Here is a 14767-nt window from a genome sequence, read left to right on the forward strand (position 1 = left end):
ATTATGGAGGAATTACATTCAGAGGGCCAACAGGCCGAGCCACCCGCACCCAAGATTATTGGGTTAACCGGAGGAATTGGCTCAGGAAAAACTACAGTTGCTAAATTTATTGAAGAACTCGGTTTTCCGGTTTATTATTCTGATGACCGGGCAAAAGATATTGTCAATGATAGTGAAGAGCTGAAAATAAAGATCAAAGAACTTCTGGGCGAAGAATCTTATGATGAAAACGGTCTGTATGACAGAAAAATTGTAGCGGGTAAGGTTTTCAGTAATCAAGATCTTCTTCAGCAATTAAACGAGATTATTCACCCTGCTGTACGCATGGATTTTGAACAATGGGTAAAACAGCAGACCAAATATCTGGTGTTTAAAGAAACTGCGTTATTATTTGAATTAAGACTTAACAGACAATGCTATAAGTCTCTTTTGGTAACAGCAGAGGATAATATCCGAATCAAAAGAGTGATGGATAGGGATAATAAAACCTACCGTGAAGTAGAAGCTGTTATGGAAAAACAAATGCCTGAAAGGGATAAAATTAAAATGGCAGACTGTATCATTTATAATAATACCAATCTGGAAGAGTTAAAAGAACAGACTGAAAAGATCATCTTTGCTATTGAATAAAAACAGTTAAAGTTTTCACTAACTTTTAAATACAAAAAAGCCCTCATTTTTCTGAGGGCTTTTTCAGGACTAGTCACTAGTCAGTATATCATTCTTTAATAAACTTCTTTTGTGCAGTGTTCCCATTATCATCAATATCTATTACATACACACCATTGATAAGCCTGCTGACATTAAGCTGATTATTCAATATAATACCTTCTACAACAATCTGCCCGGCTGTATTGTAGATTTTATATTTTGCTTTCTTGCTGATATTTTTCACATACAACACTGAACGCACAGGATTGGGATAGATAAGAATATCCGTTTGATTCAGAAGATTAGGACTATATTTTCTGGATATCCTTATAGAATAATCCTCTACTTCCCCATTATTAAACTTCAGACAATTTACCGGAATCCCATCTCTCTGCATCGCTACCCGCATCACTACATATTTATAATCTGTTGCACTCACAAAAGCATCCGCCGGCACACTGAATCTACCTGTAACAGGGCTCATTGTATTAGGTGGGGAAGTGAATATTCTTTCATCAATATCAAATTCTCCATTTCTGTTGAAGTCAATCCATACCGCAATTCCTTCATCACGGCTGGTTCCTATCCATTTCTTTTCAATAATGATTTCATTATCCGTAGACCCCTGAATTAATTCGATAAGCGTTTTTGGAACTCCGGAATAATCTGTATATGTTGAAGCTCCTGAAGCATTTTCCATCACCGATTTACCCTTCGGTCTTACAGTAACTTTAGCAATATGTTCACTTGAAGCGCTTCCGGAGGTCATTTTACAATACGTTATTGTAGGAGTTGTAAAGTAATAAGGCAATGTAAATGTTCCTGTTGTTCCGTTACAGACGTTAGCAACCTGCATTTCGTATTTTGTAAGCTCCAATAACCCCGTTAATGTATAACTATTCATAGTCACCGGAATATTAGTCCAGCTTGGATTCCCCACTCTTCTATATCTGAGAATATAAGTTGATCCAGGGAAAGAATCCCATTTGATGTCTGCTGATGTAGGTAATAGCTGAGTAATCGTTAATCCTGGCGGCGGAAGTTCACAGATTCTTTCCGTTGTAAATACTGCAGAGTTTGAATAAGAATTCCAATTGGTCTCATTAGCACATTGATTAGCAATCTGTATTTCATAGGTAGTATATGGATCTAACCCTGCTAATGTATAGTTATTTATAGGGGCAGCAGGAAGATTAATTTCAGGATTAGGCCAACCTGTAACCCCAACTTTTCTCCATCTCATTTTATATTTTACATTCACTACTGCCGTGTTCCAGGTAACCATTGCAGAATGAGTTGTAACATTACCCACTGTAACACTTGGAGGAGCAGGATCACATCTTGTAGTAAATGTACTGACAGCAGTAAATATTCCTGGGGTTTTTCCACAATTTGCTGCAACCCGTACTTCATAAGTGGTAGAAGGTAATAGGTTATTCAACGTAGGTGTAACACTGGTCATGTATACATCAGTCCATATAGGAGTTCCCTGTACTCTATATTGTAAAAGATAAGTAAGATTATTCGCTGCTGCGGTCCAATTGATGATTGCAGAATTATGAGTAACTGTATTAACAATAAGACCTGTTGGAGTATCTGTACTGCAGGGTCTTAATTGTACTACATAATCTTCTACTTCTCCATCCACTGCATTCTGGCACATTGCAGGCGCATTGCTTCGTTTCAGAACTATTCTCATTGTAGTTGCCAATGGACCGGAATAAGCTCCTGAAGGAACTCCAAATTTAGCACCGACAACAGCTGTTGTACTTGCCGCTGCATTAAGAATCCTTTCTGAATTATCAAATGTACCATCCCTGTTAAAATCAATCCAGGCTGTAACAGCTACATTTCCTGTAGACCCTGTCCAACCTTTAACAACAGAAATTTTATTATCTACAGAACCTATTTCAAGCGTTATCAGAGTAGCCGGAGTTGTATAACTTATATAATTGGTTTGCACAGAGTTATTATTCATTACCGGCAATCCAGGATTTACAGGAGTGACTGTGACATTTGAAATATGATCATTCGTACCAGTACCGGTCATTGAACAATATGATAATACAGGAGTAGTAAATTGCAAAGAAGGAGGGAATTGCCCTTGTGCAGCTCCGTTACACTTGGTAGCTACCTGAACTTCATATTGGGTCTGCTCGGTTAGCCCTGAAATAGTATAATTATTTCCAGGGGCTGGTACAGGATTTATGGTCGTCCATGTTGGGTTTCCAACTTTTCTGTGTCTTAAAACATATACAGCACCTGTAGTTGCAGCCCATGATACATTTGCTGAATTAGGAGTAAGATTAGTAATCGTAATATGAGATGGTGCAGCACTGGTGCATGCTGGCATATCAATAATTTTCACGGCATAATCTTCAACTTCACCATTTGTAAAAGACGTACATGGATTAGGATTATTAGCGTCTCTCAGAAGAACCCTCATGCGGGTTGTAAACGGTCCTGCATAAGCACCTGCAGGGGTCTGAAATGTTGTTATTACAGGAGTTACTGTATTATTAGTTACATTTAAAATTCTTTCAGCCGTTTCAAAAGTACCATTCTTATTAAAATCGATCCAGGCACTTACCGCTTTGTTACTCATGGCAGCAGGCCAGGATTTGGAAACCGAAATGGTATTATTGTTAGTTCCTCTAACCACAGTAATTAACTTTGTAGCATTGGCAGAATAATCTGTATAATTATTGGCTCCGGAAGTATTACTCATGGTATAAGAATTCGTAGCGGCTACAGTTACATTGGAGATATAGCCATTACCCGTATTGCTTGAGGTTGCTGCACAATAAGAGGTCATAAAAACCATAGGGGCTGAAAAATTCCCTGTTGTTCCTGAGCAGATATTAGCGATCTGAACTTCGTAATGTGTTCCTGCTGTCAACCCTGTAAGCGTTACTGTATTTGTTGTAGGATTAGGGGTATGGGTAGTCCAGGCAGTTGTTCCAGCTATACGATACTGCATAATATAGGTAGCATTAAATGAAGCATTCCAAGTGATTATGGCAGAATTTTGAGTTACTGTATTAGCCACTACTCCACCCGGAGGATTAGAGGTACAAATTGGCAGGGTATCTATTGGAGCGTTACCTATGGCGTAAAAAACATTATTGATGGCACTTACTCTGATTTTAGCAATACCACCAACTATTAAAGGAAAAGAACTAAAATCTAAAGATTCACTTCCGTCATTAGGTGTTGAAGCAGAAACTACATTCCAAGTTACTCCATTATCAGTTGTAAAATCTATTTTTACATTGGCTGTATTATAAGGCGCCACATGGGTACCTACAACATCCCATGTTACATTGGTTGGACCGTTATTATAAACGGTAATAGGGTTTACTTTGAAAGGACCATTATTACCAACAATAATGGTTTGTGTGGCACTCTGTGTCTGTTGTTGGCTGGCAACAGGGTTATTATCTCTTACTGTCACTGAAAAAGTTGTTGTTCTTGGTACTGTAGATACAGCTTCCCAACCACTTGTGTCATGTAAAACACCATTTAATACTGAAGATAGTTTAGGAAAATAACGAGTGGGGCTTGTTGAAGGGATCAATGACCTAAATGATGCTCCGGAAGTAGTATTTCCTAAATTAATATTATCAATAGAAGGTCCGCCACTAATCATGGCATCTGCCTGTTCCCAGGTATATGTCATTGGATCATTTTCAGCATCTGTAACAGAAGCAGTTAAAACAAAAGCTGTCCCCTTTGGAATATTGTAAGTTGGAAGTGCTCCAATTACAGGAGAAGTATTGGTAACTGTTGTTTCAATATCACATGTTCTAGCCACTAAAACAGCTTGAACCTGATTGATACTGTTTCTAAGAAAATAAGCATCTGTATTTGGCTGTATATCAAATGTACCTCCCGGAGAAGGAAAAATACCCGCCCCCGCAGCATTTCCATTTGCTATTCCTGCATAAGCCATAATGGTACTTCCTGATCCTGGTTCAAACTGTACATTGGGTGTCTGATACTGATACATGAAAGTATGATTTCCTCCTAGTTGGTGCCCCATTTCATGAGCCACAAAATCGATATCAAATGTATCTCCCTGAGGTCCTCCATTTGCAGGAGAAGTATACCCTGAACCTTTCCCATTACCTGTTGAGGGATTTGAAGAGCCCGGATCGAGGCAAATACACCCTATACACCCCGCCATTCCACCACCACCAGTTGCTCCAAATAAATGACCAATATCATAATTAGCATTTCCAACATTAGCTGTTAAGGTTTGCTGTAATTCCGTGCTCCATGAATTGGGAGCACCTCCTCCTGCAGGTACTCCAGTATATGGATCAGTATTTGGATTAGTATAAATTACATTCGGGTAATTCTGTAAATTTAAATGAAGGGCAAAATCTTTTTCAAAAACTCCGTTCACTCTGGTGAGGGTAGCATTAATGGCTGTTAAAGCACCCGCTACTGTTCCTCCATGAAACTGAGTATACTCTCCTGTAACAGACATTGCCAGTCTCAGAGTTCTGTATTTACGATCCGAAGATTTCGCAAAATTCTTTGATTGATTAGCAAAGGAACTTCCTGCTTTATATAGTTTATTTATTTCATGTTTATCTATTTCTTTTTCCGCGGTTGAACACACAAAACCATTTTTTCCGCCTTCAGTTTTCGGATGTACTTCATAGATTGTTTTATCTCCATTAGCAGGCTCTATAAATTCATATCCTTCACCCGATATAATCATGGACTGAAAATCATTAGGTGCCAGACTAAATCGTAAATATTTTGAAGGATCATCTATTCCTATCCCCACATAAGAACCCAATTGATACTGATCTGCTAGCTCCCTTACTATAACCGGGAAACTATATACAGTAAATTTTTCAATTTTTCCGCTTAGAGTGGGCAAAGATATGGTGACCGGTTTTGCATCACGACCTGTTTCTTGTGCATTCTCTAATTGAGATCTTAACAGGGAAATGTCCAAAGAATAAAAGCTTTTAGCTTGTGAGTTTTCCCGAATTGCGTTTCCTTTGAATGTCGTAGGAGTCCATTGGGCATGGAGCATTACCAACAAACTAAAGAAAAAGAAAGAAGTAAAAATTTTCTTCATAATATTTCTCAAAACTTTGTATTAATCTCACAAACCTACTCATTTAATTATCAACAAACAATGTATAAACATAAATCAACTATCAAATCACTAATAAAACTCCATACTGATTGAAAAATTAAACAATTAATACGTATTCTAGTGAAAATTTCAACACCTGTTGAATTATTTCATTAGCAATTAAAAACTTGAACAAAAAAATAAGCCTTCATTTCTGAAGGCTTATTCTATTTGAAATTTAGATTATTTATTTTTTAATAAATTTTCTTTGAGCAGTATTACCATTGTCATCGATATCTATTACATAAACTCCATTAATCAATTTTGTTACATTAATTTCATTATTTAATAAAATACCATCTACAATGATTTGTCCTGCAGCATTGTAAATTTTATATTTAGCTTTTTTGCTGATATTTTTCACATACAATACTGAGCTTACAGGGTTCGGATAGATCAGGATATCTGTCTGGTTAATTGGATTAGGAACTCCAGCTTTAGAAATTCTTACTGTATAGTCCTCCACTTCTCCATTCTTAACATTCATACAGTTTACAGGAACACCATCTCTTTCCATTGCCACTCTCATTACAACATATTTGTAGTCTGTTGTACTTACAAAAGCATCTGCTGGTACATTAAATTTACCTGATACAGGAGTTGTTGTGTTTGGAGTTGAGCTAAATACTTTCTCATAAATATCAAACTCTCCATTTCTATTGAAATCAATCCAAACTGCAATTCCTTCATTATAAGTTTTTCCTAACCATTTTTTCTCGATGATGATCTCATTATCTGTAGACCCCTGAATTAACTCGATAAATGTTTTAGGAACTCCTGTATAATCTGTATAGCTTGATTCTTTTGACTCATTTTCCATTTTTGTTTTTCCATTTGGAATAACAGTTACCTTAGAAATATACTCGCCTGCTGAATTTTCTGATTTCATCTTACAGTAAATTACCGTAGGTGTTGTAAAGTAGTAAGGAGGAGTATACGTTCCTGGGGTTCCATTACAGATGTTTACTACCTGCATTTCATATTTCGTCATTTCTACAAGCCCATTCAGGATAATAGTATTAACCGCCGTAGGAACTTCAGTCCAACTTGGAATACCTACTTTTCTGTATCTAAGGAGATATGTTGCTCCTGGATACGCATCCCATGTAATCTCTGCAGATGTAGGTAATAATTGTGTAATCGTTAATCCTGGAGGTGCAATTTCACATATTCTTACCGTTGTAAATACTTTAGAATTTGAGAAATCATTCCAGCTTGTCTCACCAGCACATTGATTGGCAATCTGAACCTCATAAGTAACAAATGACTCCAGGTTATTTAACTGGTATGTATTACCAGGACCCGGAAGGGGAACGTCTGAACTCCAAGCTGGAGCTCCAACTTTTCTCCATCTCATTTTATAAGTCGCACTCGCTACTACAGGATTCCAAGTAATTAAAGCACTTGTTGGAGTAATATTGCTTATTGTTATTGTTGGAGGTGTAGGATCACATCTCGTTGTAAATGTTTTAATTGCTGTAGGAGTACCCGTTGTACCACCACAAACTGCAGCTACATCAACTTCATAAGTTGTTGCAGGGCTAAGTCCTGTAAGGGTAAGCGGTAGGTTTCCTAATGCTGTAGACGCATATATTTGTGTCCATGTTCCAGTTCCAGCCACTCTATATCTTACCAGATAAGTTACTGTATTAGCCCCACCAACGAGATTAACAACAGCTGTTGTATGAGTTATCGTAGCTAAAGGAAAGGTAGGAGCAGTTGGAGTTACATTACTACATGGTCTGATTCTAACAGCATAATCTTCAACTTCTCCGTCAATAGCATTGGTACATGCCGTAGGAATAGTGGTACCTGTTGAACGTTTCAATACAACTCTCATTGTAGTTGTGTATGGTCCTATATAAGCAGGAGGTGCATTAGGCACACTAAACAGTGTAGTAACTGGTGTAGTAGTACTCGCTGCAGAACCAAGAATTCTTTCACCAGCATCAAACTGTCCATTTCTGTCAAAGTCAATCCAAACTGCTACTGCATCATTGCCTGTTGATCCGGTCCATCCTTTTGCAACAATAATTTTGTTATCATTAGAACCTGCATCTAAAGTAATAAGGGTTGCCGGAGTTGAATAACTGGTATAAGAATTCTGAACAGTAGTATTGCTCATAGGTGGCACTCCTGAGTTAGAAGAAACAACCGTAACATTTGAAATATGATCGTTATCTCCACTACCCGTTATAGGACAATACTGTAATGGCAATGTGGTAAACTGTATTAAAGTTGACCAAGATCCGAAACTAGCCGTACATTTAGTAGCTACTTGTACTTCATATTTCGTTTGCTCTTTCAATGGAGACGTAGTAGGAATAGTGTACATATTTCCTGGTGCAGGAATAGAGGTAGAAGGCACTTGCGTCCAAGCACTAGTTCCAAATTCTCTATATTGTAACTGATAAGTTGCTCCTTGTGCTGCAAGCCAAGAGAATGTAGCACTTTTATCCGTAATATTTGAAACTGTAATATTTGTTGGCGGATTCGTTGTACATACAGGCTGATCAATCAATCTTACAGCATAATCTTCTACTTCTCCTACATTATATGTTCCAAATGATGTACATGGAGAAGTAACAGTACCATCCATCATGACAACACGCATACGGGTAAGAAGATTACCGTCATAAGTGGCTGTACTTGGTAGAGGTTGTATTTGGAAGCCAGCTGCTACTGTACTCGCAGGGTTAGTTGTGCTATATGAACCATCAACAAATCTTTCACTTGGTTCAAAAACTCCATTTCTGTTAAGGTCAATCCAAACTCCTATTCCGTAACTTGATGAATTGCCAGGCCAGAATTTAGTAATGTTTATTTTATTACCTGATGTACCTCTAACTAAAGTAACTAATCTTGTAGGATCAGCAGAATAGTCTTTATAGCCATCATATCCTGAATTACTAACCATTAACGGACCATTTGTTGGAGTAACTACCACCTTACTGATATATCCGCTTGGTGTACCGTTACCAGGAACATTCGTACAATAAGTAAGAGCCAGTGTTGAAAACAGAGTACTTGAAGAGAATGCCCCCTGTGTACCACCACAGATTGTTGCAATTTGCACCTCATACTGAGTCCCATCTGTCAAATTAAACAATGGCCAGCTGCTTGTTAATGGAGCTGTAATATCAATTACTTTCCAAGGTCCACCTCCAAATGGTCTATATTGTAATTTATAAGTTGCTCCAATTGTAGGTGTCCATGAAACAATAGCTGTACTTGCTGTAATACTATTTACTTTAATATTAGTAGGAGGTGCTGTTGTACATGCTACCAGCTCTATAGCTTTAAGGACAATCTGTGGAATATTTGCCTGCTTGGTTCCTGATGGTGGAGAAGCAGGATCAGGATTAGTACTATCATTTCTATACTGCAGCCCTCTTTCAGGAGTTCCTCCAGCGAAAGCTCTCCAAGTAGCATATGGAGTTGATGAATAGTTTGGTGCATTTTCGTCTACAGCAACCACAATATTACTTGTTCCATCCCAAAGTAAAGGACTTGTCAACGGTATAGTAACCCAAGTTCCTGACGTCATCGTTGGTAAAGTTCCCGACCAAACCTGTTTCAATGAAGAGAATGGCACCCAGCTTGATGTTGTTGTAAAATTATTCTGTGTTGTATTCCCCATGTAAACAACCCACTCATTATATTTAGGCTGATCAGGAGCAGGATTTTCTACATAGAATTTAAGTTCAGTAATAAATTTAGCCGTTCCGACAGCCGCTAATACTTCCGAAGCTTTATAAATTTGCTGAGAATAATTATATCCCCAGTTTGAATTCACAGGAAGCTCAGTACTTTTAACAGCAGTACCAAAACCTATTTGTCCTAGTTCAAACTGAGGTCCTTGAACCCATTTACTTTTGTCGGTAGGAGAACAAATTCCTCTTACCCACCAATAATAAGTAGTCCCAGCAACTAACGGAGATAGAGTAGCCGTAGTTCCAGAAACAACAGCTCCTGGTGAAGCCGGCGTACCAGCTACTGGTGGAGTATTAGTTGTACTATAATAAACCTCATACCCCCCTGTTGGTGCAGAAGGTGATGCTGGCCAGCTAACAACTGCACTATTAGATGTCATTGATACTACTGAGCCTGCTGTTGCTGCCCCCGCAGCAACGGGAACCGGCAGACATGTAGGTGGTGTTACAAATGGTTTTGGAGTAATGTTCCAAGTACTTTGGTCTGTTGAGCTACATCTTGCTCTCACCCATACATAATAGGTTGTATCAGGAATCAAAGGGCTTAATAATGCTGTCAACCCTGATGGAACATTTTGCATTGGCGGAGTATTCCCATTAGGTGCAGCTCCCGTGGTATTATAATAGATATCAAATCCTTCTGCCGGTGTGTAACCAAATGAAGTCCAATTAATCACTGCTGTAGTAGGTGTAATCGTCCCCATTGTTATAGATCCACTGGTAGGCATAGCCGGACAAGTTGCTGGTGTAGCAAAGACTAGCGATGTAGACCATTCACTTTGTTCAGTTGCACTACATTTTGCCCTTACCCAAACATAATAAGTTGTTAATGGAGCTAATGGACCGATATTAGCAGTAGGTGCTCCCGGCGGAACCGTTAAATTAGGTGTAGACCCTGCTACTGGTGGTATGTTCGTTGTGTTATAAAATATATCATAACCTTGTGCCGGAGCTGGTACATAAGCAGTCCAATTTATTACAGCACTTGTTGCAGTAATTGTTCCTGTACTTAATGATCCTCCTGGAGGCATCGGTAAACATGCTGGTGGTGTACCAAAAGTTAACTGAATATCCGGTCTGTTATTAGTCAACGTACCAGTTTGAGTGGTTGGTGGATTAGTATCAGTCTGAATATACATATGCCCATTCGTAACATTAGAATAGGTGAGCTTGGATGCGCCACTGCTAGTTCCCCCTCCTCCATAATTGGTTTCAACAAGCACCATAAGGTTATCTACTCCATTATAAGTAAAAGGAAGCTGCAAAGGAATGGTGTACCATCCTGCGGGTATAAGCCCGGTAGTACCACTAAACAACAAAGTAGCTCCGGAAGTTGCAGTACCCCAGTTTTGCGATGTCATCACTGTAGTAGTTCCTACTGGCTTTATATAAATCTTTACTGGTCTTGCAAGATTTACAGCTGCAGTAGAATTCCATCCCAAGGATAGAATACTTCCTGCAGTTCCTCCTGCTGCAGCAATTTCTGCAGCGGTGTAAATTGCAGCGGAACGTTCAAAACCATAATTAACCCCTAAAGGATACTTTTGGGTTGACGTTCCGGTACCAATTGTAATGGTTTGTGCCTGTATAGACAATCCGATGACCATACAGAGCAATGCAATGAGCACCTTAAAAGGCCGGCTCATTTTACAGAGTAAAAGTCCACTCATATTTTTTAAAATTTAATAATGATAACGATAATTAAGAATTATAGTATTTCGTATTTTACGAGGTTGATTTACAATTCTAAAACCTCATGATTTACAGAAAATCTGTAGTAAAAAAAATAATTTTATCCCATAAGCTAATATTTTAATATTTACACAAATCTAATCATTTTTTCATTATAATATATTCATTAAAATGTTTTTTTGAAAAAATTAAACAACATTAAGCTATATGATTGAAAATAAAAAATAATACAAAATAATACAAATTCACTAGTATTTGGCGTCAATATTAGTTTTTAACGAATTAAATACTTTATAAAATATTATTACTTTTAACAACAATAACTCCATTTATTTTTAACGTTTAATAGCTATTTATATTATTATTATCAATTCAATTCTTTTATTATTTAATTTACCAGAGTATATATTAAAAATATTTTTCACGATAAATCCTCATAATACTTACGAAACATTTATAATATTAAAATAAATCTGAAACTAACCTCTTTTTATTAATTCATGCGGACAACTTTAAAGCATGAATTTAAATGATACGGCACCCTTACTAATAAGCGTATGCAAAAAACAAATAAGCCTTGGGAAATTTCCCAAGGCTTGTTGATATGATAAATAACCCGAGTTCGGGATCATAAAATTAAGGATAAGAGGCTGGAAGCTGGAAGTTACTATCGGAGCTACAATTTCTGACGTTGCCGTAAAATTTGATGAAGCAGTCTTTAAAGGAATAATAAATTACAGGGTTGTAAGTGTTTTTTAACCTCAACTCACTTCCCTTCTCGGCTCCAGGCTTCCTCACTTACTAAAAACAGAAATGTTTTATCCCGAACTCAGGTTAAATAATAAATTCGTTATTGAATATTCATTAGAATTTATAGGCGATATTCCATGCGAATCCCATATTAAATTTTGAAGAGCTTTTTCCAAATCCCGGAATAATCATTGGAGAAATATTATCCTGTTTAGAAGTATAAGCTAAATAACGCGGCTGCAAATTCACATCTATATAAAAATTAGAGTCAAATAACTGCACTCTTCCTCCCAAGGTACCTTCCAGCCAGAAAGAAGATTGCGATGATGCCGGAAAAGCTACCGAAGAGCTGCTTCCACCATATCCTCTAACAGGAATAGCCATATATTCCTGGTTATAAAATGATCCGGCCAGTTTTCCACCTGCATAGAACCCATTGAATTCATTTTCTTTATCTTTAGCCAGCATATAGAATGCACCAAGTTTAACAAAAGGACCATTTGCTTTAGCATCATAACCATTTTTCTGATATATATTTTTTTCAAAACCGGCTTCAGCAATGGCATGAACACTTCCATTAATTTTGGAAGAAATAAATCCCTGGTATAGCTTTCTGTCTGAAAAAAATCCTACTCCGGCATTCAATACATCAAACCCAACCATAAAATTGGGCTCATATTTCCAATGAGTCTTTTTTTCTTCTTCTTTTTTTCCTGCCTGTGCTCCGATTAATACCCCGAAAAGGCTACAAAACAAGGTAAAGATTAGTCTTGTCTTCATTCAATATTTGATTTTGTCCGTTTACAACACTTTTAACAGGGTCAATAGTTATTAATTCTGAGCTTACATTCTCATATGTTTTTTTAGCGCCACACCCTGGAGACACATAGGTTGCCTGAGTCGTATATTTAACTCTTACTTGTGATTCTTTACTTTTAGTAGATGTTTTAAAATAAATATCTGTATAGGGCGAATCATCTACTCTTAAAGGAATAAGCCTTGAGTCTATTTTTTTTTGCCACCCCAAATCCACTTTTCCTGAGCCATAGTCTACTGCCACAGATAATGAATCAAGTGTTGTTTCTTTACCAGACTCTGCTGACCTGAAGGCTACCTTCATTCTTGGAGTTCCTTCACCGCTTTCACAGATATCATCATCGCTGCCACATGAAAAGAACATTCCAACCAAGCAGACCATTGTGAGAAATTTTAAATATTTCATCTGTATATTTCTATTTTTATTTTTTTTAGTCAGATGGAACTGGCGTTTCATATTAAGATTTGAACTCAAATTTAATTAAATTATTTTTTAACCAGCAATGCTATATTCTCTACGTGATGAGTTTGTGGGAACATGTCTACCGGTAATATTTTTACTACTGTATAATGTTCTTTCATCAATGCCAGATCTCTAGCCTGTGTTGCTGAATTACAACTTACATAGACTACTTTTTCCGGAGCTAATTTTAAGATTTGTTCAACTACTTTTTGGTGCATACCATCTCTTGGTGGATCAGTAATCAAAACGTCTGCTTTTGGATGGTTTTCCATAAATTCATCGTTAAAGACATTTTTCATATCTCCACAATAGAAAGTTGTATTGGTAAGACCATTTAATTCAGCATGTTCAATGGCTGCATCAATAGCTTCCTGAACAGATTCTATCCCGATTACCTGTTTTGCGTTTCTTGCTACATACTGAGCAATTGTTCCCGTTCCGGTATATAGGTCATATACTACTTCATCACCTTTCAGATCTGCAAATTCAAGTGTCTTTCTGTATAATTCCAACGCTTGCTTATAGTTGGTCTGGAAGAATGATTTCGGCCCTATTTTAAACTTCAGTCCATCCATTTCTTCCATTAGATATCCTTCACCAAAATATACATTAATATCCAGATCGTAGATAGAGTCATTGGCTTTTGGATTAATAGCATACACCAATGTTTTGATCTGTGGAAACTTCTCAAGGATATATGCAAAAAGTTTCTCTCTGTTTTCTTTTTCTTCTCTAAAAAGCTGGAATAATACCATCCATTCTCCTTTAGAGTTTTGTCTCATCATTAAGGTTCTCAGAAATCCTTCATGGTTTCGTACATCAAAGAAATCCAATCCGTTCTCAACAGCATATTCTTTTACTGCCAATCTGATGGCATTAGAAGGATCTTCCTGCAGGAAGCATTCTTTAAGGTCTAAAATCTTACTCCACATTCCTGGAATATGGAATCCTAAAGCGTCTTTACTTCCAAAATTCTCCTCAGAGCTGATTTCATATTGAGTAAGCCATCTTGCATTGGAGAAAGAAAACTCCATTTTGTTTCTATAGAAATATTGTTCTTGTGAACCCAGGATTGATACGGTTTCAAAATCTTCAATCCCACCAATTCTTTTGATATTGTTATATACTTCTTCCTGTTTGAAATCAAGCTGTTTTTCATAGCTCATATTTTGCCATTTGCACCCTCCACAAGTTCCAAAGTGAACACATTTTGGTTCTGTTCTGAAAGGAGACTTCTCCAAGACCTCTACCGCTTCTCCTTCATAATATTTGGATTTGGCTTTTTTCACTCTTACATTAACAATATCTCCCGGAATTGCCCCTGAAACCAATACTGTTTTACCATCTTCCGTTTTCCCGATAGCAACTCCTTTTGCTCCGGCTGTTAACAGCTTTATATTTTCAAGAACTAAATTTTTCTTATTCTTTCTGCTCATTCTAAAATTTTCTATTTTCCTAATCGAAACATTAAAAGTTTCACTTTGCAAAAATACAATAAAAAAAACCTTATCCGAGGATAAGGTT

General features: G+C 37.2%; 6 protein-coding genes. 1 reads left to right on the plus strand and 5 read right to left on the minus strand.

Going from position 1 to position 14767, the window contains the following annotated elements:
- Window positions 1-3: 3 nt before the first annotated feature.
- The gene (gene coaE / locus CHSO_RS22950) at window positions 4-630 is read left to right on the plus strand and encodes a dephospho-CoA kinase (RefSeq protein WP_045501142.1); all 627 of its coding nucleotides are present in this window, start codon (window positions 4-6) and stop codon (window positions 628-630) included.
- A gap of 88 nt (window positions 631-718) precedes the next feature.
- Here coaE and CHSO_RS25225 read toward each other — a convergent pair whose 3' ends face one another.
- From CHSO_RS25225 to rlmD, 5 genes are all read right to left on the minus strand, one after another.
- Window positions 719-5749 (minus strand): GEVED domain-containing protein, encoded by a 5031-nt coding sequence (locus CHSO_RS25225; RefSeq protein WP_052480699.1) that lies wholly within the window; start codon window positions 5747-5749, stop codon window positions 719-721.
- A 247-nt stretch (window positions 5750-5996) separates the two neighbouring features.
- Window positions 5997-11192 (minus strand): fibronectin type III domain-containing protein, encoded by a 5196-nt coding sequence (locus CHSO_RS22965; protein WP_084221052.1) that lies wholly within the window; start codon window positions 11190-11192, stop codon window positions 5997-5999.
- Window positions 11193-12078: 886 nt separating this feature from the next.
- Window positions 12079-12744, minus strand: coding sequence for a DUF6048 family protein (locus CHSO_RS22970; protein WP_045501144.1), 666 nt, complete (start codon window positions 12742-12744; stop codon window positions 12079-12081).
- Window positions 12710-13162: a DUF6452 family protein gene (locus CHSO_RS22975; protein WP_232509117.1), complete on the minus strand. Its 453-nt coding sequence runs from the start codon at window positions 13160-13162 to the stop codon at window positions 12710-12712. Before CHSO_RS22975 ends, CHSO_RS22970 begins: the two co-directional genes overlap by 35 nt.
- A gap of 104 nt (window positions 13163-13266) precedes the next feature.
- Window positions 13267-14679, minus strand: coding sequence for a 23S rRNA (uracil(1939)-C(5))-methyltransferase RlmD (rlmD, locus tag CHSO_RS22980; protein WP_045501145.1), 1413 nt, complete (start codon window positions 14677-14679; stop codon window positions 13267-13269).
- Between the last annotated feature and the right edge of the window lie 88 nt (window positions 14680-14767).

Origin of the sequence: Chryseobacterium sp. StRB126 (assembly GCF_000829375.1) — a bacterium.
GTDB lineage: Bacteria > Bacteroidota > Bacteroidia > Flavobacteriales > Weeksellaceae > Chryseobacterium.